Here is a 20,601-nt window from a genome sequence, read left to right as displayed (position 1 = left end):
CCTTATCTCGCCGGGCACGATCTCACGCGAGGAAGAGGCGACGACGATGCCGAAGGCGATACGCGTTCAGGATTACGGCGGCCCCGAGGTGATGGCCTACGAGGACGTGCCGACGCCGCAGCCCGGCCCCGGCCAGATCCGCATCCGCGCCGGCGCGATCGGCGTCAACTTCATCGACATCTACTTCCGCTCCGGCGCCTACAAGGCGGCACAGCTGCCGTTCACCCCAGGCAAGGAGGTCGCCGGGACGGTGACGGCGGTCGGCGAGGGCGTGACCGGGTTCTCGGTCGGCGACCGGGTCGCCACCGGATCGGGGGAGGGCACCTACGCCGAGGAGCCGCTGATCGCGGCCTCGGCCGCCGTGCACGTGCCGGACGGGATCGACGATTCGACCGCCGCCGGCATGATGCTGAAGGGGCTCACCGCCGAGTACCTGCTGCACCGGACCTATGCGGTGAAGCCGGGCGACACGATCCTGTGGCACGCGGCCGCCGGCGGCGTCGGCCTGATCGCCTGCCAATGGGCCAAGCACCTCGGCGCCACCGTCATCGGCACCGCCGGCTCGGCCGACAAGGCGGAGCTCGCCCGCGCCCACGGCTGCGACCACGTCATCCTCTACCGCGAAGAGGACGTGGCGGCCCGCGTCCGCGAGATCACCGGCGGCAAGGGCGTTCCGGTGGTCTACGACGGCGTCGGGCAGGACACGCTGATGGGCTCGCTCGATTCGCTGGCCCCGCTCGGCCTGCTCGCGAGCTTCGGCTCCGCCTCCGGCCCGATCAAGGCGCTCGACCTCGGCCTGCTCGCCGCCAAGGGCTCGCTCTACGTGACGCGCCCGACCCTGTTCACCTACGCGAGCCGCCCGGAGATCCTGGCCGAGATGGCGAAGAACCTGTTCTCGGTGGTGCAGAGCGGGGCGGTCAGGATCCCGGTCAACCGGACCTACAAGCTGTCGGAGGCCCAGCAGGTCCACCGCGACCTCGCCGGCCGCGAGACCACCGGCTCGACGGTGATGGTCCCGTGATCCCGGGATCGCCGGATCGGAGGATCCCGGGCGGACGCCTTTCCGCCGAAGCCGGGGGATGCCCGTGACGGTCGGCGCGGCCGAGGCCCTGCTCGTCGTCGACGTGCAGCACGACTTCCTGCCCGGCGGCGCGCTCGCGGTGCCCGACGGCGACGCCGTCGTCGCGCCGATCCGGGCGCTGGCCGCGCGGTTCCGGACCCTGGTGCTGACGCAGGACTGGCACCCGGCCGGGCACGTCTCGTTCGCGAGCGCGCATCCGGGCCGGGCGCCGTTCGAGACGGTGCGGCTGGCCTACGGCGAGCAGGTGCTGTGGCCGGACCACTGCGTGCAGGGCAGCGCCGGGGCGGGGCTCGCCCCCGGCCTCGACCTGCCCGGCGCCGCCCTCGTCCTGCGGAAGGGCCTGAGCCCCGGAGTCGACAGCTACTCGGCCTTCGTCGAGGCCGACGGGACGCCGACGGGGCTCGCCGGCTACCTGCGCGAGCGCGGCGTCCGGCGCGTGGTCCTGTGCGGGCTCGCCACCGATTACTGCGTCGCCTGGAGCGCCCTCGATGCGCGCGCGGCAGGCTTCGCGGCCGCCGTCGTCGCGGACGCGACGCGGGCGATCGACCAGGGCGGATCGCTCGCCGCCGCCTGGGCACGGATGGAAGCCGCCGGAATCGGCAGGGCGACGAGCGCCGACGTCACGGGATCGTAGGCCACGAAGGCGCTCGGAGCACCGGACGGCGCGCGTCCCGAAACGGTCAGTTCGCGGTGCGGTCGCGCATGCGGTAGGTGCCGCCGGGGTCGCGCTCGAACATCTCCGGGATGCCGGCGTGGCGCAGGCTCTCGCCCGAGGTGTCGGGCACCAGGTTCTGCTCGGACACGTAGGCGACGTACTCGGTCTCGGCGTTCTCGGCGAGCAGGTGGTAGAACGGCTGGTCCTTGCGCGGACGCGCCTCCTCGGGGATCGCCAGCCACCAATCCTCGGTGTTGTCGAACACCGGGTCGACATCGAACACGATGCCGCGGAACGGGTAGATCCGGTGGCGCACCACCGCGCCGATCCCGAACTTGGCGATGCGCAGTCTCGATTCGGTCGGTCGCGGGTCGGTCATGGCCTGATCCATCATGACGGATCAGATAGGCGCGGATGGCGGGCTTGTCACCGGGTTCCGGGGGGCGGTGCATCGGAACCGACCCGCGTCGCGGGCCGGCCTCGCCCGTGCGGCCGGCGTGATCGAGACGAGCCTCACCCGCCGGCGGGGAGGGCGATCCCGAGCTCGGCGGCGATCCTGCGTGCGGTCGCCTCCCGCCGCGCGGTGATCTCGGCGACGCCGGTGCGCGCCCGCTCGAGGATCGCGGCCGGGGCGGTCCGCGGCGTGCCGCTGTCGAAGGGCGGCTCGGGGGCGTATTCCATGCCGAGCTGGATCGCCTGGGCGACCTCCGGGCCGCGCAGCTCGGCCGCAAGCTGCAGCGCGCCGTCGATGCCCGCGGTGACGCCGGCCGCGAACACCCACGACCCGTCGACCACGACGCGCCGGTCGACGGGCTGCGCGCCGAAATACGGCAGCAGCGCGAAGGCGCTCCAATGCGTCGTCGCCCGGCGCCCCCTCAGCAGCCCGGCACCGCCGAGGAGCAGGGCGCCGGTGCAGACCGAGAAGACGTGCCCGGCTCCCCCCGCCTGCCGCCGGATCCAGCCGAGCACGGCCTCGTCCCGCATCAGCGCCTCCTGGCCGAAGCCGCCGGGCACGTGCAGCACGTCGAGCTGCGGCGCATCGGCCAAGGCCGCGTCGGGGGTGAGCCGCAGGCCGCGGACGTCGCGCACGCTCTCGGCGGTCGGGGCGTAGATCCGGTAGGTCGCGTTCGGGATGCGGGACAGCACCTCGAACGGGCCGGTGAGGTCGATCTGGTCCAGCCCCTCGAACAGGAGCGAGCCGATCTGCAGGTGGGTCTCGGGGGGGATCATCGCGGGGTCTCCGTGGTGGACAGGGACACCCTAAGGCCTCAAGATCTGGCCGGGATGCCAGACGACCCTCGTTTCCAGCCAGATGCCGCTCGAACCCATACCGTTCGAACCCACGCCGGATCGCCCCGCATCGTCGAGGTGCTGGCCTTTCCGTCCGTGCAACTGCTCGACGTGGCCGGTCCGCTGCAGGTCTTCGCGACGGCCAACGAGCAGGCGCGGGGCTCGCGGCCCTACGCGCCGCGTGTGGTCGGCTGGGGCGACGGCGCGCTGACCTCGTCCGCGGGCCTGCGGCTGGCGGTCGACCCCCTGCCCGACCGCGACGCCCCGCTCGACACGCTGATCGTCGCCGGCGGCCCCGGCGTCGTCGCGGCCTCGGCCGACGCGGACCTCGTCGACTGGATGCGGGCGCGGGCGGCGCGGGCGCGGCGGGTCGCCTCGGTCTGCACCGGCGCCTTCCTGCTCGGGGCGGCAGGGCTCCTCGACGGGCGCCGGGCGGCCACCCACTGGGCCCATTGCGAGCGGCTCGCCGAGCTCTATCCGCTGGCGCGCGTCGAGCCGGACCCGATCTTCGTGCAGGACGGCCCGGTCTGGTCCTCGGCGGGGATCACCGCCGGCATCGACCTGGCGCTGGCGCTGGTGGAACAGGATCTCGGCCGTGCGCTGGCGCTCGGCGTCGCCCGCCATCTCGTGATGTTCCTCAAGCGCCCCGGCGGGCAGGCGCAGTTCAGCGCGGCGCTCGCGCTCCAGGCCGGCGACGACCGGTTCGATGCCCTCCATGCCTGGATCCGGGAGAACCTGGCCGGCGACCTCTCGCTTCCGGCGCTGGCGGCGGTGGCGGGCATGAGCGAGCGCAGCCTCGGCCGGCACTACCGCGCGGCGACCGGGCTGACGCCGGCCAAGGGGGTGGAGCGCCTGCGGGTGGAGGCGGCGCAACGGGCGCTGTCCGAGACCAGGCGCCCGGTGAAGCGCATCGCGCAGGCCTGCGGCTTCGGCTCGGAGGAAACCATGCGCCGCAGCTTCCTGCGGCTCGTCGCTGCGCTGCCGCAGGATTACCGAAGCCGGTTCGGGCCGTGACGGCTCATGCCGGACCTCATGGGCGAGAACCCGTGAGGTCCGGCGGAGAGCCGCCGCCCCGCGGTCGCGGGGGCCAAGCCTCGATGCGTCGGGCTCATCGAGGTTTGGTCATCAGCCGAGCTTGTACACCGCGGCCAGCTCCGGGTCCTTGGCCGCCACGAGCTTGGCCAGGTCGACGATGACCTTGGCCTGCTTCCAGGTGGCGTCGTCCTGCATCTTGCCGTCGAGCATCACCGCGCCGGTGCCGTCGGGCATCGCCGCGACGATGCGGGCGGCGAACGCGACCTCGTCCGGATCGGGGGCGAAGACGCGCTTGGCGATGGCGACCTGGTTCGGATGCAGCGTCCAGGCGCCGGCGCAGCCCATGAGGAAGGCGTTGCGGAACTGGACCTCGCAGGCCGGACCGTCGGAGAAGTCGCCGAACGGGCCGTAGAAGGCCTTGATGCCGTTGGCCATGCAGGCGTCGACCATCTTCGCGATGGTGTAGTGCCAGAGGTCCTGCTGGGCGGAGGCGCGCGCGACGCCCTCGCCGGCCGGGTCGGCGATCACGCGGTATTCCGGGTGGCCGCCGCCGACGCGGGTGGTCTTCATGCCGCGGGACGCCGCCAGGTCCGCGGGGCCGAGGCTCATGCCGTGCATGCGGGGCGACGCGCAGGCGATGGCGTCGACGTTGGCGACGCCTTCGGCCGTCTCCAGGATCGCGTGGATCAGGATCGGCTTCGTCACACCGTGGCGCGCCTCGAGCTGGGCGAGGAGCTGGTCGACGTAGTGGATGTCCCACGGGCCCTCGACCTTGGGAATCATCACTACGTCGAGCTTCGAGCCGACGGCGGCCACGAGCTCGAACAGGTCGTCGAGAAACCACGACGAGTTCAGCGCATTGATGCGGCTCCACAGGCCGGTGCCGGTCGCCGCGAAGTCGGTCGCCTGCGCCATCTGGACGAAGCCCTTCCGGGCCGCCTCCTTCTGGTCCATCGGCACCGCGTCCTCGAGGTTGCCGAGCACGACGTCGACGGTCGGCGCGAGCTCCGGCACGCGGGCGCGGACCTTGTCGTTGTGGGGCGGCACGAAGTGGATCATCCGCTCCAGCCGCACCGGCAGCTCGCGGAAGGGCTCGGGCGCGCCGGCGGCGAGCGGCTGGAAGAAGCGGCGCGGCAGTTTCATGGAAGAACCTCGTTGCAGGTCGGCTTGCCGAGTCGGCGTGACGGACCGGTTCGTCCGGTTAGTGCAAGCACAGGCCCGGCGTAAAGCGATCCGCGTGGCAAGCGTCATGGTGCGCTGCCGCACGAATGGCGCGGCCGGCTCGGTGGTCGTGCCCGGTTGCGGGAACACGGCGGACGGCGCAGCGTTTTCGAAACGAGGCGGGTCAATCGGTATCGGGAAACGGGCTATGCCCTCTTCGAAGACGCGTCAGCTCGCGCTTTGCGCGACGATCCTCGCACTTGGAATCGGTGCGCCTGACCTTTCCCGTGCCGGATCGGATACTGCCAAACGCACCGAGCGCACGGCGTTCACCGCCGGCGAGATCGCGACGGCGCGTCCTGCCGCCCTGAAGGGCGCGATCCGCATCGCCGGCGACGACGGGCAGGCCTTCCAGGCGCTGATCGACGGGGCGTCCGCGGCGGCCGACCCCTGGCTCGTGCTGTCCGGCGGCGGCGAGAACGGCGCCTTCGCCGCGGGCCTCCTCTCCGGCTGGAGCGCGAGCGGGCGCCGCCCGGCCTTCGGCGTGATCACCGGCGTCTCGACGGGCGCCCTGATCGCCCCCTTCGCCTTCATCGGTGCCGCCGGCGATGCCGCCCTGCGCGAGGCCTACACCACGGTCTCGGCGGCGGACGTGTTCGAGTTCGGCGGCTCCGCCGAGGCCCTGACCGACACCTGGCCGCTCAAGCGCCGGATCGAGAAGGCGGTGACGCCGCGCCTGCTCAAGGCGATCGCCGCCGAGCACGCCAAGGGCCGGCGCCTGCTGGTCGCCACCACCGAGCTCGACACCGAGCGCCCGGTGCTGTGGGACATGGGCGCGATCGCGACGATCGGCGACGACAAGGCGCTGAACCTGTTCCGGTCGATCGTGCTGGCCTCGTCCGCCGTGCCGGGCGTGTTCCCGCCCGTCTCGATCGACTCGACGACCGTCGACGGCAAGACGAACCAGGGCAAGACGATCCAGGAGATGCACGTCGACGGCGGCACTACGGCGCCGTTCTTCCTCGCGCCGAAGCCGGCGCTGATCGCGGCGCAGACGGGTGCCGGCGGGGTCAGGATCCCGGCCCGGACGGTCTACCTCGTCGTCAACAACAAGCTCGCGCCGTACTTCCAGATGGCGACGCACACCACGCTCTCGGTGCTCGGCCGGGCGATGTCGTCGGCGATCAAGGCGCAGACGCGCGACGCCCTGGCGCTGGCCGACGCCTTCGCCCGCCGCGAATCCATCGACCTGAAGGTCGCCGAGATCGACGACCGCTTCACCGACACCTCGCCGGCCCCGTTCGACCAGCGCTACATGAAGGCGCTGTTCGCCCACGCGGAGAAGCTCGGCCAGGAGGGCACGGCCTTCGGCGGACCGGAGGCGCTGGCCGAAGGCTCGTCGAACCTGCCGACCGGCTCGCTCGGCGCGCTGCATCCGAAGGCCCCGCAGCCGGCGACGCCGCGCCTGGACGCATCGCGACCGGACGCCTCGCAGGCCCTGGCGACGCGCTGAGCGGCGCTTACGCCGCCTTCTTCTTCCCCCCGCGCTCGGCGATCCCTGCCAGCGCCCGCACCACCTGCGTCGCGGTCTTGAGCCGGGCCGGGATCGAGTCGAGCTCGCGGATGAAGACCACGCTCATGTCGGGCCGGACCTTCGCGAACGAGGCCTGCTCGGCGACGTAGGCGACCAGCCCCTGCGGGTTCGCGAACGACTTGTCGCGGAAGTGGACCACGACGCCCTTCGGCCCGGCCTCGACCTTGGCGATGTTGGCGGCCAGGCACAGGATCTTGATCGTCACGATCTTGAGCAGCTGCTCCACCTCCGGCGGCAGCGGCCCGAAGCGGTCGATCAGCTCGGCGCCGAACCCCTCCATCTCGGCGTCATTCTCCAGGGTCGAGAGCCGGCGGTAGAGGGCGAGCCGCACGCCGAGATCCTCGACATAGGTCTCGGGGATGGTGACCGGGGCGCCGAGCGCGATGGTCGGCGACCACGCCTCCTCCACCGGCTCCTCGTAGCCCGCCTTGAGCGCGGTGACCGCGTCCTCCAGCATCTGCTGGTAGAGCTCGTAGCCGACCTCCTTGATGTGGCCGGACTGCGCGTCGCCGAGCAGGTTGCCGGCGCCGCGGATGTCGAGGTCGTGGGAGGCCAGCTGGAAGCCGGCGCCGAGCGTGTCGAGCGTCTGCAGCACGGTGAGGCGCTGCTCGGCCTGGGCGCTCAGGGTGCGGTTGGCCGGCGTCGTGAACAGGGCGTAGGCGCGGGCCTTGGAGCGGCCGACGCGGCCGCGGAGCTGGTAGAGCTGGGCCAGGCCGAACATGTCGGCCCGGTGGACGATCAGCGTGTTGGCGGTGGGGATGTCGAGACCGGATTCGACGATCGTGGTCGAGAGCAGCACGTCGTACTTGCCCTCGTAGAACGCGGTCATCACGTCCTCGAGCTGGCCCGCCGCCATCTGCCCGTGGGCGACCGCCACCGTGGTCTCGGGCATCTCGGTGTCGAGGAAGCGCTTCACCTCGGCCAGATCCTCGATCCGCGGCACCACGTAGAACGACTGGCCGCCGCGGTAGCGCTCGCGCAGCAGCGCCTCGCGGATGGTCAGCGGATCGAACGGCGTCACGAAGGTGCGCACCGCCAGGCGGTCCACCGGGGGGGTCGCGATGATCGAGAGGTCGCGCACGCCCGTCATCGCCAGCTGCAGCGTCCGCGGGATCGGGGTGGCCGAGAGCGTCAGCACGTGCACGTCGGCCTGCAGCGCCTTCAGGCGCTCCTTGTGGCTGACGCCGAAATGCTGCTCCTCGTCGACGATGATCAGGCCGAGGTCCTTGAAGGCGATGGTCTTGGCCAGCACCGCATGGGTGCCGACCACGATGTCGACGGTGCCGTCGGCGAGCCCGGCGCGGGTCTGCTTCATCTCGGCCGCGCCGACGAAGCGCGACAGCTGCGCCACCTGGATCGGCAGGCCCTTGAAGCGCTCGGCGAAGGTGCGGAAGTGCTGGCGCGCGAGCAGGGTGGTCGGCACCACCACCGCCACCTGCCGCCCGGAGATCGCGGCGGCGAAGGCGGCGCGGAGCGCCACCTCGGTCTTGCCGAAGCCGACGTCGCCGCAGACGAGCCGGTCCATCGGGCGGCCCTCGTTGAGGTCCGAGAGCACCGCCTCGATCGCGTTGGCCTGGTCCTCGGTCTCCTCGAAGGCGAAGCGGGCGGCGAACTCGCCGTAGAGGCCCTCGGGCGGCACCAGCCGCGGCGCCTGCCGCACGAAGCGCTGGGCGGCGACCTTGATGAGCTCGCCGGCCATCTCGAGGATGCGCTTCTTCATCCGCGCCTTGCGGGCCTGCCAGCCGGCGCCGCCGAGGCGGTCCAGCGCCACCTCGGAATCCTCGGAGCCGTAGCGGGTCAGGAGCTCGATGTTCTCCACCGGCAGCAGCAGCAGGCCGGTGGCGTATTGCAGCTCCAGGCAATCGTGCGGGGCGCCGGCCGCCGTCACCGTCTTCAGGCCGACGAACCGGCCGATGCCGTGGTCGGCGTGCACGACGAGGTCGCCGGGCTGAAGCGCCTGCACCTCCAGGATGACGTCCTGCGGGCGCTTGGACTTCCGCTTCTGGCGCACCAGCCGGTCGCCGAGGATGTCGCCTTCCGAGATCACGGCGAGCTGGCCGGCGGTGAAGCCCGATTCGAGGCCCCAGACCGCGACGGCGACGTCGGTGCCGCGCTTCAGCGCGTAGACGTCCGACAGGCGCGAGATCGCCATCGGCTTCCTGAGGCCGTGGTCGGCGAGCACGCCGCAGAGCCGGTCGCGCGAGCCTTCGGACCAGGATCCGAGGATCACGTGATGACCGGATCCCTGCAGATCCTTCACGTGCGCCACCGCCGCGTCGAAGACGCTCGTCCCCTCGCTCGCGCGCTCGGCGGCGAAGGTGCGGCCGGGCTCGGCGCCGCAATCGATGGCCGGGCCGCCGGCTCCGCCCTCGGGCACCGCGAACGGGGTCAGCCGGGCGACGGAGCAGGCCGCGATCCGGTCGCGCAGCTCGTTCTGGGTCAGGTAGAGGGCGCGCGGCGGCAGCGGCTTGTAGGGCGCGACGCCCGATTGCGGGGTCTTGCGCGCGCCTTCGCGAGCCTGGAAGTAGTCCTGGATCAGGGCCAGCCGCTCGGCGGCCGCATCCTCGATCTGCGGCTCGAACACCATCGGCACCCCGGCGACGTAGTCGAACAGGGTGTCGAGGGATTCGTAGAACAGCGGCATCCAGTGCTCGAGGCCGGCATAGCGCCGGCCCTCGCTCACGGTCTCGTAGAGGCGGTCGTCGCGGGTCGCGGCCCCGAAATTGGCGACGTAGCCCTGGCGGAAGCGCCGGATGGTCTCGGTGGTGAGCTGGACCTCGCTCATCGGCACGAGATCGAGGGAGCGGAGCTGGCCGACGGTGCGCTGGGTCTCCGGATCGAAGGCGCGGATCGATTCCAGCGTGTCGCCGAAGAAGTCGAGGCGGATCGGGTTCGGGAGCCCCGGCGGCGACAGGTCGAGGATGCCGCCGCGCACGGCGTACTCGCCGGTGTCGCGCACCGTCCCGGTGCGCAGGAAGCCGTTGGCCTCGACCCAGGCCACGACCTTGTCCATCGAGACGACGTTGCCGATCGCGACGGAGAAGGTCTCGACGGCGATGCGCTTCATCGGCGGAACGCGCTGGATCAGGGCGTTGACCGTGGTGCAGACGATGCGGGGCGCGGCCTCCGAGGAGCGCGTGCGCGTCAGCCGCGAGAACGCGGTCATGCGCTGCGCCGCGGTGGCGCCGTTGGGCGACACCCGGTCGTAGGGCTGGCAATCCCAGGCCGGCACGCTCATCGCCTCGATCTCGGGCGCGACGAACTTCAGGGCGTTGACGAAGGCCGCCGAGCGCCCGGAATCGCGGGCGACGTGGACCAGCACCGCCGGCCCCTCGAAGCCGGCGCTCAGGGCGCGCGCGAGGTCGGCCACCACCAGGGCGTCGAACCCGTCCGGGACGCCGGCCAGCGTCGGGCTCTCGCCGCGCGCGAACGCGTCGCGGATCCGCGCCAGCGGCCCGGACTTGGGAAGCGCGAAGCGCGCCGTCTGAACCTTCGGCGCGGGGACCGGGGGCGCGGGCGTCTTGGATGCGGACGTCTTGGATGCGGGCTTGGCCATCGGGTGTCTGTTCGTCGTCGAATCGGGCGGGCAGGCGATGCCCGGGGGCGGGACGTGGAGCCCACGAAACGGGATGTATAGACCGGAAGGCAGGGTGTCAGGAGGCGACGATCCGACGATGCGGCGCTCCGACCCGGGCCGCCATGGTCCGACCGGACGAATGCATGGGATGAGCTTTTCGAGGCAACCTACTCGCAATCAACGATTTTCGATCGTTTTTTCCCGATGCGGACTCGTCGGCTCTTGCGCCGATAGGTCCGGCACGGAGCGGCTCGGGTCGGTGCTCCGCATGCCGGTGTCGCAGGGGCGGATCGCCGGAGGGACGCGCACCCGATTTTCGCGCCGAAACGCTTGATGCCCAACGCGAGCCGACAGGGACAACCAACACGTAAAAAGGAGTTTTTCCGTTCAGCGCGCGGCCCGCATCTGCTCGGGTGCGCCGAGCCGCGGCAGGACGCCCTCGCGCATCACGGCGCGGCGCAAGGGCCCGATCGCGCTCATCGCCAGCAGGCCGAAGCCGCGCAGCGCGTCGACGGGCACGAGGTCGGCGAGCAGGCTCCGGTTGAGCGTGTCGACCGCCGTGGATCGCAGCGCCGCGTCGAGCCGGCGGGCGCGGGCGAAGCCAGACAACGCCGCGCGGGAGCCCGGATCGCGGCGCTCGCGGGTGGCACCGAGCACCGCGTCCCGAAGGGCGGCGGCATCCCGCAATCCGAGGTTCAGGCCTTGCGCGCCGATCGGCGGGAAGACGTGGGCGGCCTCGCCGATCAGGGCGAGGCGGTGGGCGGTCGGGGTCGCCACGGAGAGGCCGCGCATCGGCACCAGGCCGCGGGGGCCGTCGATCCGCATCGTCCCGAGCATGCCCTGCGCCTGGCGCGTGACCGCCTCGGCCAGCGCCGCGTCGTCGAGCGCGGCGAGCCGGCGCGCGACGCCCTCGGCCGCGACCCAGACCAGGCTCGAGCGGTTCCCCGGCAGCGGCACCAGGGTGAAGGGGCCTCCGCGGGTGTGGAACTCGGTCGAGACGTCGCCGTGCGGGCGGTCGTGCGCGAGGATCGTGGTGATCGCGGATTGCGGGTAGGACCAGTCCCGCACCCGGATGCCGCTCGCGCTCCGCAACGGCGACCGCCCCCCGTCCGCGGCAACGACGAGCTGTGCCGAGACGCGCCCGCCATTGACGAGCCGAACCTCGGAAACCTCTTCGCCAGGAACGGCTTCCGCGGCATCGCTCTCGAACAGCGTGAGGTTCTCGGTGGCGCGTGCCTGCCGGCGCAGGGACTCGACCAGGAGCCGGCTCTCGACGTTCCAGCCGAACGCTTCCAGCCCGATCTCGCCGGCCTGGAAGCGCGCGGGCGGGGGGCGGAACAGGCTGCCGGTGTCGTCGATGATCTGCAGCGTCGCCAGCGGGCCGGCCTGCGGGGCGATGCCGCCCCAGGCCTTCAGCGCCGCGAGGAAGCGCACGGACCCGTCGAGCAGGGCGACGGTGCGCCCGTCGGCCACGGGTGCATGGCGTCCGACCAGGGCCGTGGGCACGCCGTCGCGGGCGAGCGCCAGGGCGGCGGCGAGGCCGGCGGCGCCGGCGCCGACCACCGCGACGGCAAACGTCCTGTCCTGTCGGGGCGGCTGGGGCACGGGCGGAGAATCCTTGGTACGACCCAAACGGATCTAGGGCGATCGCGCGCGCCTGTCGCCCAGGCTGCGGCAACCCGCGCCGGCGAGAGCATGGTCCGTGATCCGTCAATCACGGACACGGCTCGCTCTCGTCTCGAGGGCGCATCGTCGTCACGCCAGCGGGAATCCACCTCGCTCGACGATGCTCTAGCCGGCCCCGAGCAGCCGGATCGCGGCGTCGCGCTCGAACAGGTAGAGCAGCACCCGCAGCGCCTGGCCCCGCTCGGTCCGCAGGGTCGGATCGCGCTCGACGATCAGCCGTGCGTCGTCGCGGGCGACCTCCAGCAGGGCGCCGTCGCTCTCCAGGCGGGCGAGCCGGAAGGCCGCGAGGCCGGATTGGCGGGTGCCGAGCACCTCGCCCTCGCCGCGCAGCCGCAGATCGGCCTCGGCGATGCGAAACCCGTCCTCGCTCTCGCGCATCATCTCGAGGCGGGCCTTCGACACCTGGCCGAGCGGCCCGCGATAGAGCAGCAGGCAGGACGAGGCCTTCGCGCCGCGCCCGACCCGGCCGCGCAGCTGGTGGAGCTGGGCCAGCCCGAAGCGCTCGGCATGCTCGATCACCATGATCGTCGCCTCCGGCACGTCGACCCCGACCTCGACCACGGTGGTCGAGACCAGGACCCGGGTCTCGCCCGCGGCGAAGCGGGCCATCGCCGCATCCTTGTCGGCGCCGGGCATCTTGCCGTGGATCAGCCCGACCTCGGCCCCGAAATGCTGCTTCAGGTCCTCGAAGCGCTCCTCCGCCGCGGCGAGGTCGACGAACTCCGATTCGGCCACCAGCGGGCAGATCCAGTAGACGCGCTCGCCGCCCTGGAGCGCGCGGTGGAGGCCGGCCACGACCTCGTCGATGCGCTCGGTCGGGATGGTGATCGTCCGGATCGGCTGCCGTCCGGCCGGCTTCTCGTCGAGGACCGAGACGTCCATGTCGCCGAAGCAGGTCAGCGCCAGCGTCCGCGGGATCGGGGTCGCGGTCATGACGAGAATGTCGACCGCCGCGCCCTTGGCGCCGAGCGCGAGGCGCTGGTGGACGCCGAACCGGTGCTGCTCGTCGACCACCGCCAGCCCGAGATCGGCGAACACCACGCTGTCCTGGAACAGGGCGTGGGTGCCGACCAGGATGTCGATCTCGCCGGCGGCGAGGTCGGCCAGCGTCGCCCGGCGCTCGGCGGCGCGGTCCCGGCCGGTCATCAGGCGCAGGCGCAGGGCGCCGGCCAGCGGCTTCAGGCGCTCGAAGTGCTGGCGTGCCAGGATCTCGGTCGGGGCCATCAGCGCCGCCTGCCGGCCGGCCTCGCAGGCCGAGGCCATGGCGAGGAGCGCCACGGCGGTCTTGCCCGACCCGACATCGCCCTGGAGCAGGCGCAGCATCCGCTTGTCGGAGGCCAGATCGCCGCGAATCTCGGCGACGGCGCGCGTCTGCGCGCCGGTCAGCGCGAAGGGCAGCCCCGCCTCGATCCGGGCGGAGAGGCGGCCGTCGCCGGCGTTGACCCGTCCGGGCTTGCGGCGGCTGCGCGCCCGCATCAGCGCCAAAGCCAGCTGCGAGGCCAGAAGCTCGTCGTAGGCCAGCCGTTTTCGCGACGGCGTCGCGGGCGGCGGGACCGCGACGCCGTTGGGGCCCAGCGTCGAGGGCTTGGGCGCCTCCTCGGGCCGGTGCTCGGCGCGCAGCGCGTCGGCGAAGGGCGGCAGCCGGTTCTGCCGCAGCCAGGCCGGGTCCTGCCACTCCGGCAGCACCGGCAGCCGCTCCAGGGCGGCCACCGCCAGCTTGCCGATCGCCCGCGAGGTCAGGCCTTCCGTGGCGCCGTAGACCGGCTCGACGGAGGGCAGGGCGGCCAGGCCTTCCGCGTCGACGATGCGGGAGGGATGCACCATCTGGCGGCTGCCGTCCCAGAGGTCGATGCGGCCGGTGACGTAGCGGTGGCTGCCCAGCGGCAGCATCTTCTCGACCCGCGCCGCCGGCATCCCGAAGAACACCAGGGTGATGTCGCCGGTCTCGTCCTCGACCAGCACCCGGTGCGGGCGCCTGCCCGGCCCGGTCCCGGCCGGCCGGTGATGCGAGACGGTGACGCCGACGGTGACCGGCTCGCCCACAGGGGCCTCGCCGACCGAGCCGACGAGCTTCTGCGCGATGCCGCCCTGCGGCAGGTGGAACAGCAGGTCGACGATGCGGGCCGGCCGCTCGGGCGTGCCGAGCAGCCGCTCGATCATGGGCGCCATCTTCGCGCCGACGCCCGGCAGCCCGCGCGCGGGCGCGAACAGCGGATCGAGGATGCTGGGGCGCAGGAGCGCAGGGGCCGTCTCGTCGCGCATCGCCAATCCGCTCGTTCGGCCCATCCTGCCCGGCGGGCCCTAATAGCCCGTGCATCCCGCCCCGTCGCGCGCGGCCGCTCGACGCTGGCGCGCCGCGTCGCCCTCCCGTGATCGGCGGATCGGAGGATCCTGTGCCCGGCGCCCGGATGCGGCCGGCTGGCAGGTCGGCCGCGATGGCTTAGATACGGACGGTGGCGGCGCTCGGCGCGGCCGGCGGCGGGAGCCAAGGCGATGATCGAGTTTTTCGACCGGGAGGGACGTCCATCCGCCTTCTGCGACGACGGCCGGGCGGTCTACCACTGGGATGGGCGGCCCGCGGCGATCATCGACGACGACAAGGTCTTCGCTTATTCGGGCCGCTTCGTCGGCTGGTTCTCCGACGGATGGATCAGCGACGCGCGCGGGAACCGGCTGCTGTTCGAGTTCGATGCGGTCGGCGGCCCGGCCAAGCCGGACCGCGGCACCCGGGTCGCCAAGGGCCAGCGCGGGCACAAGCCGCCGGTCGGCCCGCGCGATCCCGTCCCGGCCCCGCCCGGGCCGTCCGCGGCGTGGTCCGAGACCGCCTTCGCAGGCCTGGTCTGAGCCTTTCGTCCCGTGATCCTCGGATCACGGGTTGTCTCCAGCGATCCGAAGGCCCTCACGATGTCCGGCACCACCCGCACCAGCGCGGATCTCGATCCCCGCCGCCGCCGCACGCTGTTCCGCGCTTGGCACCGGGGCATCCGCGAGATGGACCTGATCATGGGGCGCTTCGCCGACGCCGAGATCGGCAGCATGAGCGATGCGGATCTCGACCTGTTCGAGGGCCTGATCGAGGTGCCGGACCGCGACCTGTTCCGCTGGCTCGTCGGGGAGGAACAGGTGCCGGGAAACTACGACACGGCGCTGTTCCGCCGTCTCAAGGCGTTCCACAAGCACGACGCGCCGATCCATTCGTAGCGGATCGGCGCCCGGGCCGGGCGATGCCTAGAGGTCGGGTTCGTTGACGACGTAGGGGCCGATGCGGCTCATCAGGTCGATCGGCGCGCCCGCGCGGCGCCCCTTCGCGCCGTCGATCACCAGGACCGGGATGCCCTGGTCGCGGACCTGCGCACGAAGCCGGGCTGCGAGGCGGGCATAGCTCGAATCGCGGCGCGACGAGGTCTGGAGCAGGATGGCGGCAGGCCGGGCGATCACCGCCAGCACGTCCGCCGCCGCCTCGAGGGAGACGGTGACGCTGGCATAGCCGAGCTCGGCCAATTCTCCGGCCAGGGAGTGATCGATGGCACGGACACCATCGTCGACGACGAGCACTTGTTGCAGCGCACCCATAAGATCGAGAGCTACCCCATCGCAGGCCACTTGGGAAGAGAGCTGAGCTTTAAACCCTCCGCCAACGGTTTGGTTCGCCGGCGCCCTTTGCAGATGCGAAAATAAACCCTTTCGATGAGCGTCCGATGAACCGCGCGGCCGGCGCCATCGATCGTACCGGGCACAGGCGCGGGCACGATCGGCCAAGGCCCTGGCGACGCTGAGCTTTCGGAACGGTTTCGTTTCACGGGCGAGGATGCGCGGTCGAGGGATGCGCCGGGCGGGCACGCGGCACCGCCGCGCCGGATGGTGCGGCGCGGGGCGGCCCGAGCGGCCGCTCAGGCCTCGGTCACGGCGATCCCGGTTCCGGCAAAGCGATCGACGCGGAAGCGCGAGGCGCGAAACTCATCGGCTTCGGACGCGCCGGCCTCGCCGCGTTGCACCAGGGCCGTCGCGCAGGCCTGGCCGCGGAAGGCGAGGCGGCCGTCGGGCTCGCGGCGCAGGTCGAACAGGGCGGGGGGCAGGGAAGGGGGCAGGGCGCGGTGGCCGGGCTCGGTGAGCGCCCCGGCGAGGCCCGGCCCCTTGCGCCTGACCGAGAGGATCGCATCCTCGTCGAAGGCCAGCACATCGAGCACCGGCCGTGCCGGGTCCGGTCCGGGCGGAGGCACGGGCCCGGGCGCACGGCGTGCGAGGACGACCGAGCGCAGCGTCGTCGCGGGCAGGGCGTCGAGCGCACCCTCCAGGAAGGCCGGGGCGACGAGATGGGTCGGGCGCGGATGCGCCAGGCTCTCGATCAGCGCGCCTCCGTCGAAGACCGGCATCGTCTCGAGGTCGGCGCCGACGGCGAGCGCCGCGCCGAGGCCGGTGACGATCCCGCGCAGATCCGAGGGCGGCAGCAGGGTAAGGATGCGGTCGCCGGGCTCGATCCGGGCCGAGACCAGGTGCGCGGCGACCGCCGCGAGCAGGGCGTCGCCCGTCCGGTGGACCGGCCGCGCCGGATCGCCCGCCACGAAGCTGACGAGGCCGCCGCCGGTCTCGGGCAACGCAACGGCGCCCCCGGCCCGGTCGAGGGCGAGCGCGTCGAGGTTGATCACGCCGTCGGGCACGGCCGGGCCGAAGGCGGCGAGATAGCGCAGGCCGAAATAGCCGGCCGCGATCCGGCACATCGCCTCCGCCGGGCGGCCGGCCCCGACATGGGTCTGGGTCAGCACCGCGGAGAGGCCGGCCGCCTGGATGCCGGCCGCCGCCTGCGCCTCGGTCCAGGACGCGGGCAGCGGGCAGGGGACGTGCCCCGCCGCCTCGACGGCGAGGTGGGCGACCAATCCCTCGGTGCTTCCGGGAAACCACAGGCCGATCCGGCTTCCCGGCGGCAGCCGCCACGTCCGCAGGGCCCGGCCGAGCCGCCCGACGATCTCGGCCGCCGTCCCGTAGGTCCAGGTCATCGGCGGCCTGTCGCTCCAGCCGCGCTTGGGCGCGGCGTCGGAGAAGGCGAGGCGCGCGGGGTCGAGGCGGGCGGTTCCGGCGAGCAGCGCGCACAGCCCCACCCGCGGAAGGACGACCTCGGCGGCGGCCGGCGACCGCACCGGCTCGCGGGCCGCCGTCCGGGGCAGGGGGCGTCGATCGGCGGCCGGCCCCCATCCGGCGGTCGACGGCTCGAGGGAGGGCTGCGCCGCGCTCACGGGGTTCTCGAACTCCATCCGAAGGGCGTCGCCCGACATCCCGCACGGGGACGGCTGGCCATCGATGCAGGTTTAGGGTTAACCCCCGCCTAAGGCCGACCCGCGGATGTCCCGCATGCGCGGGGCCGGGTGTCGCGGTGGGTGTCATGCCTTCGCCGCATTCGGCGGGGAATGCAGGCCGCCCGATCGCCCGGGACCAGCGCGGCGCCCTGTCGGACCGGCCGCCCGCGTCCCGCACCGCATCACGTTTTCCCGTCACGACGACGTCCTCTTCATCGACGAACTTCAAAGGGTCTGAGCCGATGTCCTTCGCCAAAAGCCCGGCGCTCCTGATGCGCGCCGCCGCGTTCCTTGCGCTCGCCGGCCTTGCCGGACCCGCCCTCGCCCAGCCGAAGAAGGCGACGCCGGCCCCCGCGGCCCCGGCGCCGGCGGCCCCCGCCCCGGCCCAGAGCACGCCGGCGGCCAACACCGCGGCGCAGACCGGCCCGCAGACCGTGACCGTGAAGTCCGAGCCGAGCCAGGCCGACTGGACCAAGGTCTGCGGCAAGGACGGCGGGTCGGGCACCGACATCTGCTACACCACCCGCGACTTCGTCTCCGACCAGGGCCAGCCGGTCCTCGCGGTCGCCGTGTACGAGATGAAGAACCCGGCCACGAAGCAGGAGGTGCGCGTGGTGCGCTACCTGCTGCCGCTCGGCCTGCTGCTGCAGCCCGGCATCCGCTTCACCGTCGACGGCCAGCAGGGCACCGCCGGCAAGTTCGCGGTCTGCTTCCCCAACGGCTGCTTCGCCGAGGCCGGCGGCGTCGATGCCGGCGTCGTCGCTGCGATGAAGAAGGGCACCACGCTCAACGTCTCGGTGCAGAACCAGACCCAGCGCGAGGTGACCTTCGCCGTGCCGCTCGCCGGCTTCGGCAAGGCCTTCGACGGCCCGGCCATGGACCCGAAGGTGCTCGAGGAGCAGCAGAAGAAGCTCCAGGCCGAGCTCGAGAAGCGCAGCGAGGACATGCGCAAGAAGCTGGAGCAGCCGGGCGCGGCCGGCGCCGGCGCCGCGGCGGCCCCCAAGCCCTGATTCGCGACCGCCGATCCCGCCGTCGGGATCGGCCCCTGCAAATTGACTTTTGCAAGAAGCCCGGCGCCCCGAAGCGCCGGGCTTTTCCGCTTCGGGGTGCCGGCATGATGCGATCGGCACAAGATCCCGTGATCACGGGATCGCAGCATGACCGGATCCCGGGATCACGGGATCATCGCCCCGGGGCGCGCCGGCCCGCAGCCCGCGACGCCGCGCGGCGGAACGGCCAGTCGATCGCGCCGCCGGCAAACAATCCGGCCCAGATCAGCACCGGTTGGAAGGCCAGCCGGGGGCCGTGGTACCACCAGGAATCCGGCAGCGGCGGCACCACGATCCCCTCGACCGCCTGCTTGATGTTGGCCGGCCAGACGCAGAGCGCGTAGAGCGCGAGCCCGATCCCGGCCGCCCGGCGCAGGGCCGGGCGCGTCAGCGCCAGCGCGCCCGCGACCTCGCAGAGCCCGGTGCCGAGGATCACGAGGCGCGGCTCCGGCACCCAGGCCGGCATGATCGGCATCAAGGTGTCGGGCGCGGCGAGGTGCACCGCGCCGACGAGGCCGTAGAGGCCGACCAGCCCGCGCCGCAGCCAGATCCGCCCGGGCGTCTCCATCGATCGCCCGCCCGTCATGCGACGACGCTGGCGGGAACGCCGCATTCCGCTGCGACGCGGTCGCGCAGGGCCGCGATCAGCCGCATCAGTACCGGGTGGTCGGTCGCGTAGGCGGTGTCGCCGATCGCCGCGACCGGTGCGACGAGCCGCAGCGAATTGGTGACGAGCACCGCGTCGGCGCGGCGCAGCTCGGCCCTCGTCGCGGACCGTTCCTCGCAGGCGAGCCCGCAGGCCGGCGCGAGGTCGGCGATCACGACGGCGCGCACGATGCCGGCCAGCACCCCGTCGCCGAGCGGCGGCGTGACCAGGCGGTCGCCGAACAGCGCGAAGACGTTGCCGGTGCCGGCGCAGGCGAGGTGCCGCCGCGTGTTGCAGAACAGGGCCTCGTCGAAGCCGGCCGCCCGCGCATCCCGCGCCGCGAGGATCGCGTCGCCGTAGCCGAGGGTCTTGAGCCGTGCCAGCGGCGAGGTCTCGTTCCGGGCGATGGCGGTGGGCCACAGCCGCAGGGGCGCGAACGCGATCCGGCGGTCGCTGACGGCCGCGGTCGCAAACAGCGTCGGGCGCGGATCGGGCGGCGGGGCGAGGCCGCGCGGGCCCGTGCCGCGGGTGACGGTGGTGCGGATCGCCAGGCGATCGCCCGTGGCGGCGAGCGCATGCATCGCCGTGCGGGCGGCATCGGCGGACACGGAGAAGCCCAGCCCTTCGGCCGAGGCGACGAGGCGGGCGACGTGCGCGTCCGCGAAGGCGACCCGGCCGGCCAGCGCCAGGGCCGTGTCGAAGACGCCGTCGGCCAGGGTCAGGCCGCGATCGGTCAGGTCGAAGGGCAGGGTGGTGCCGTCGATCAGGCGGCCGTCATGCCACAGCATCGCCGCCCTCCCCGGATGCGGGCCGCTCCCGCCAGTCGCGGGCCAGGCCGAGGAAGTTCGAGAAGATCGCGTGGCCGTTCTCGGTGAGCACCGATTCCGGGTGGAACTGGATGCCGTAGGTCGGATGGCGGCGATGCGACAGCGCCATCACCTCGCCCTCGGCCGACCGCGCGTCGACGGTGAGGTGGGCCGCCATCGCCGGCTGCGGCGCCACCACGAGGGAGTGGTAGCGCCCGACCTGCATCGCCGGCGGCAGCCCGGCAAACAGCCGCTCCCCGCCATGCGCCACCGGCGTCGCCTGCCCGTGCAGGGGCTTCCGCGCCCGCTCGACGGTGCCGCCGAAGGCCGCGCCGATCGCCTGATGCCCGAGGCAGACCCCGAGGATCGGCATCCGACCCGAGAGCTCGCGGATCGCCGGCAGCGAGATCCCGGCCTCGGCCGGCGTGCACGGCCCCGGCGAGATCACCAGGGCGTCGGGGGCGAGCGCGCGGATGCCGGCCACGTCGAGGGCGTCGTTGCGCACCACGCGCACCGTCTCGCCCAGCTCCTCGAAGTAGCGGACGACGTTGAAGACGAACGAGTCGTAGTTGTCGACGACGAGGATCATGGGGTTTCCCGGTGGCCCCCGGCCGTCGCCGGCCGCAGGCATCGGCCGCGCCGCCGGCGACGCGCGGTCGCGCGCGCCGACCTCCGCTCGGATCTCCCCGTGCGGCCCCCGGTCGTCGCGCCGGCCCGGGCTCGCGCAGGC

General features: G+C 73.0%; 18 protein-coding genes. 7 read left to right on the top strand and 11 right to left on the bottom strand.

What is annotated here, in order from left to right; all coding sequences use genetic code 11:
* Positions 1–46 precede the first annotated feature (46 nt).
* Positions 47–1,021 carry a quinone oxidoreductase gene (locus tag ACFZ8E_RS13505; RefSeq protein ID WP_147842384.1) on the top strand — a complete coding sequence of 325 codons (975 nt, stop codon included), beginning with the start codon at positions 47–49 and terminating at the stop codon, positions 1,019–1,021.
* A 58-nt stretch (positions 1,022–1,079) separates the two neighbouring features.
* Positions 1,080–1,715, top strand: coding sequence for a nicotinamidase (locus ACFZ8E_RS13500; RefSeq protein ID WP_243945914.1), 636 nt, complete (start codon positions 1,080–1,082; stop codon positions 1,713–1,715).
* A 46-nt stretch (positions 1,716–1,761) separates the two neighbouring features.
* Here the strand turns inward: ACFZ8E_RS13500 and hspQ are convergent, their stop codons facing one another.
* Together hspQ and ACFZ8E_RS13490 are read right to left on the bottom strand one after the other, a co-directional pair.
* Positions 1,762–2,115: a heat shock protein HspQ gene (gene hspQ / locus ACFZ8E_RS13495; protein WP_147728590.1), complete on the bottom strand. Its 354-nt coding sequence runs from the start codon at positions 2,113–2,115 to the stop codon at positions 1,762–1,764.
* A 134-nt stretch (positions 2,116–2,249) separates the two neighbouring features.
* Positions 2,250–2,966, bottom strand: a complete 717-nt coding sequence (locus tag ACFZ8E_RS13490; protein WP_243945912.1) for a DJ-1/PfpI family protein — start codon at positions 2,964–2,966, stop codon at positions 2,250–2,252.
* Between the two features lie 54 nt (positions 2,967–3,020).
* Here ACFZ8E_RS13490 and ACFZ8E_RS13485 point away from each other — a divergent pair, with 54 nt between their 5' ends.
* On the top strand, positions 3,021–4,040 hold the full coding sequence (locus ACFZ8E_RS13485) for a GlxA family transcriptional regulator (protein WP_243938437.1): 1,020 nt from the start codon (positions 3,021–3,023) through the stop codon (positions 4,038–4,040).
* Positions 4,041–4,151: 111 nt separating this feature from the next.
* Here the strand turns inward: ACFZ8E_RS13485 and ACFZ8E_RS13480 are convergent, their stop codons facing one another.
* On the bottom strand, positions 4,152–5,204 hold the full coding sequence (locus tag ACFZ8E_RS13480; RefSeq protein WP_405042965.1) for an HpcH/HpaI aldolase/citrate lyase family protein: 1,053 nt from the start codon (positions 5,202–5,204) through the stop codon (positions 4,152–4,154).
* 226 nt (positions 5,205–5,430) lie between these two features.
* On the opposite strand from ACFZ8E_RS13480, the gene ACFZ8E_RS13475 reads away from it, so the two are divergent.
* Positions 5,431–6,735: a patatin-like phospholipase family protein gene (locus ACFZ8E_RS13475; protein ID WP_243938470.1), complete on the top strand. Its 1,305-nt coding sequence runs from the start codon at positions 5,431–5,433 to the stop codon at positions 6,733–6,735.
* 7 nt (positions 6,736–6,742) lie between these two features.
* On the opposite strand, the gene mfd is transcribed toward ACFZ8E_RS13475, so the two are convergent.
* From mfd to recG, 3 genes are all read right to left on the bottom strand, one after another.
* Positions 6,743–10,372, bottom strand: coding sequence for a transcription-repair coupling factor (gene mfd, locus ACFZ8E_RS13470; RefSeq protein ID WP_405042964.1), 3,630 nt, complete (start codon positions 10,370–10,372; stop codon positions 6,743–6,745).
* A gap of 408 nt (positions 10,373–10,780) precedes the next feature.
* Complete coding sequence (locus ACFZ8E_RS13465) at positions 10,781–11,998, bottom strand: UbiH/UbiF family hydroxylase (RefSeq protein WP_405042963.1); 1,218 nt, start codon at positions 11,996–11,998, stop codon at positions 10,781–10,783.
* 186 nt (positions 11,999–12,184) lie between these two features.
* Positions 12,185–14,341 (bottom strand): ATP-dependent DNA helicase RecG, encoded by a 2,157-nt coding sequence (gene recG, locus ACFZ8E_RS13460; RefSeq protein ID WP_243945908.1) that lies wholly within the window; start codon positions 14,339–14,341, stop codon positions 12,185–12,187.
* A gap of 231 nt (positions 14,342–14,572) precedes the next feature.
* Here recG and ACFZ8E_RS13455 point away from each other — a divergent pair, with 231 nt between their 5' ends.
* Together ACFZ8E_RS13455 and ACFZ8E_RS13450 are read left to right on the top strand one after the other, a co-directional pair.
* On the top strand, positions 14,573–14,923 hold the full coding sequence (locus ACFZ8E_RS13455; RefSeq protein WP_147729744.1) for a 4-fold beta flower protein: 351 nt from the start codon (positions 14,573–14,575) through the stop codon (positions 14,921–14,923).
* A gap of 60 nt (positions 14,924–14,983) precedes the next feature.
* Positions 14,984–15,280, top strand: a complete 297-nt coding sequence (locus ACFZ8E_RS13450; RefSeq protein WP_147729745.1) for a succinate dehydrogenase assembly factor 2 — start codon at positions 14,984–14,986, stop codon at positions 15,278–15,280.
* A gap of 27 nt (positions 15,281–15,307) precedes the next feature.
* On the opposite strand, the gene ACFZ8E_RS13445 is transcribed toward ACFZ8E_RS13450, so the two are convergent.
* Together ACFZ8E_RS13445 and ACFZ8E_RS13440 are read right to left on the bottom strand one after the other, a co-directional pair.
* Complete coding sequence (locus tag ACFZ8E_RS13445; protein ID WP_147729746.1) at positions 15,308–15,652, bottom strand: hypothetical protein; 345 nt, start codon at positions 15,650–15,652, stop codon at positions 15,308–15,310.
* 317 nt (positions 15,653–15,969) lie between these two features.
* Positions 15,970–17,310 (bottom strand): AMP-binding protein, encoded by a 1,341-nt coding sequence (locus tag ACFZ8E_RS13440; protein ID WP_405042961.1) that lies wholly within the window; start codon positions 17,308–17,310, stop codon positions 15,970–15,972.
* A gap of 302 nt (positions 17,311–17,612) precedes the next feature.
* On the opposite strand from ACFZ8E_RS13440, the gene ACFZ8E_RS13435 reads away from it, so the two are divergent.
* Positions 17,613–18,380, top strand: coding sequence for an invasion associated locus B family protein (locus ACFZ8E_RS13435; protein WP_147860186.1), 768 nt, complete (start codon positions 17,613–17,615; stop codon positions 18,378–18,380).
* A gap of 172 nt (positions 18,381–18,552) precedes the next feature.
* Here ACFZ8E_RS13435 and ACFZ8E_RS13430 read toward each other — a convergent pair whose 3' ends face one another.
* Genes ACFZ8E_RS13430 through ACFZ8E_RS13420 form a run of 3 tightly spaced genes read right to left on the bottom strand, consistent with a single transcriptional unit; the run spans position 18,553 to position 20,460 of the window.
* Positions 18,553–18,987, bottom strand: a complete 435-nt coding sequence (locus ACFZ8E_RS13430; protein ID WP_147844675.1) for a DoxX family protein — start codon at positions 18,985–18,987, stop codon at positions 18,553–18,555.
* Positions 18,988–19,001: 14 nt separating this feature from the next.
* Positions 19,002–19,853, bottom strand: coding sequence for an aminotransferase class IV (locus ACFZ8E_RS13425; protein ID WP_243945905.1), 852 nt, complete (start codon positions 19,851–19,853; stop codon positions 19,002–19,004).
* Entirely contained in the window at positions 19,840–20,460 is a 621-nt protein-coding gene (locus ACFZ8E_RS13420) for an aminodeoxychorismate/anthranilate synthase component II (protein WP_147729349.1), read from the bottom strand. The genes ACFZ8E_RS13425 and ACFZ8E_RS13420 overlap by 14 nt, the downstream gene beginning before the upstream one ends.
* Positions 20,461–20,601: the final 141 nt, after the last annotated feature.

It is taken from the genome of Methylobacterium sp. HMF5984 (genome assembly GCF_045033435.1).
In the GTDB taxonomy this organism is placed as follows: Bacteria; Pseudomonadota; Alphaproteobacteria; order Rhizobiales; family Beijerinckiaceae; genus Methylobacterium.
Note: the sequence above shows the minus strand (reverse complement) of the source record. Positions and strands in the feature narration are given on the sequence as shown.

Excerpts from the sequence above, each read along its gene's own strand:
- ACFZ8E_RS13505 (WP_147842384.1), top strand. The coding sequence starts at position 47 with ATGCCGAAGGCGATACGCGTTCAGGATTACGGCGGCCCCGAGGTGATG.
- ACFZ8E_RS13500 (WP_243945914.1), top strand. The coding sequence starts at position 1,080 with ATGCCCGTGACGGTCGGCGCGGCCGAGGCCCTGCTCGTCGTCGACGTG.
- hspQ (WP_147728590.1), bottom strand. The coding sequence starts at position 2,115 with ATGACCGACCCGCGACCGACCGAATCGAGACTGCGCATCGCCAAGTTC.
- ACFZ8E_RS13490 (WP_243945912.1), bottom strand. The coding sequence starts at position 2,966 with ATGATCCCCCCCGAGACCCACCTGCAGATCGGCTCGCTCCTGTTCGAG.
- ACFZ8E_RS13485 (WP_243938437.1), top strand. The coding sequence starts at position 3,021 with ATGCCAGACGACCCTCGTTTCCAGCCAGATGCCGCTCGAACCCATACC.
- ACFZ8E_RS13480 (WP_405042965.1), bottom strand. The coding sequence starts at position 5,204 with ATGAAACTGCCGCGCCGCTTCTTCCAGCCGCTCGCCGCCGGCGCGCCC.
- ACFZ8E_RS13475 (WP_243938470.1), top strand. The coding sequence starts at position 5,431 with ATGCCCTCTTCGAAGACGCGTCAGCTCGCGCTTTGCGCGACGATCCTC.
- mfd (WP_405042964.1), bottom strand. The coding sequence starts at position 10,372 with ATGGCCAAGCCCGCATCCAAGACGTCCGCATCCAAGACGCCCGCGCCC.
- recG (WP_243945908.1), bottom strand. The coding sequence starts at position 14,341 with ATGCGCGACGAGACGGCCCCTGCGCTCCTGCGCCCCAGCATCCTCGAT.
- ACFZ8E_RS13455 (WP_147729744.1), top strand. The coding sequence starts at position 14,573 with ATGATCGAGTTTTTCGACCGGGAGGGACGTCCATCCGCCTTCTGCGAC.
- ACFZ8E_RS13450 (WP_147729745.1), top strand. The coding sequence starts at position 14,984 with ATGTCCGGCACCACCCGCACCAGCGCGGATCTCGATCCCCGCCGCCGC.
- ACFZ8E_RS13445 (WP_147729746.1), bottom strand. The coding sequence starts at position 15,652 with ATGGGTGCGCTGCAACAAGTGCTCGTCGTCGACGATGGTGTCCGTGCC.
- ACFZ8E_RS13435 (WP_147860186.1), top strand. The coding sequence starts at position 17,613 with ATGTCCTTCGCCAAAAGCCCGGCGCTCCTGATGCGCGCCGCCGCGTTC.
- ACFZ8E_RS13430 (WP_147844675.1), bottom strand. The coding sequence starts at position 18,987 with ATGGAGACGCCCGGGCGGATCTGGCTGCGGCGCGGGCTGGTCGGCCTC.
- ACFZ8E_RS13425 (WP_243945905.1), bottom strand. The coding sequence starts at position 19,853 with ATGCTGTGGCATGACGGCCGCCTGATCGACGGCACCACCCTGCCCTTC.
- ACFZ8E_RS13420 (WP_147729349.1), bottom strand. The coding sequence starts at position 20,460 with ATGATCCTCGTCGTCGACAACTACGACTCGTTCGTCTTCAACGTCGTC.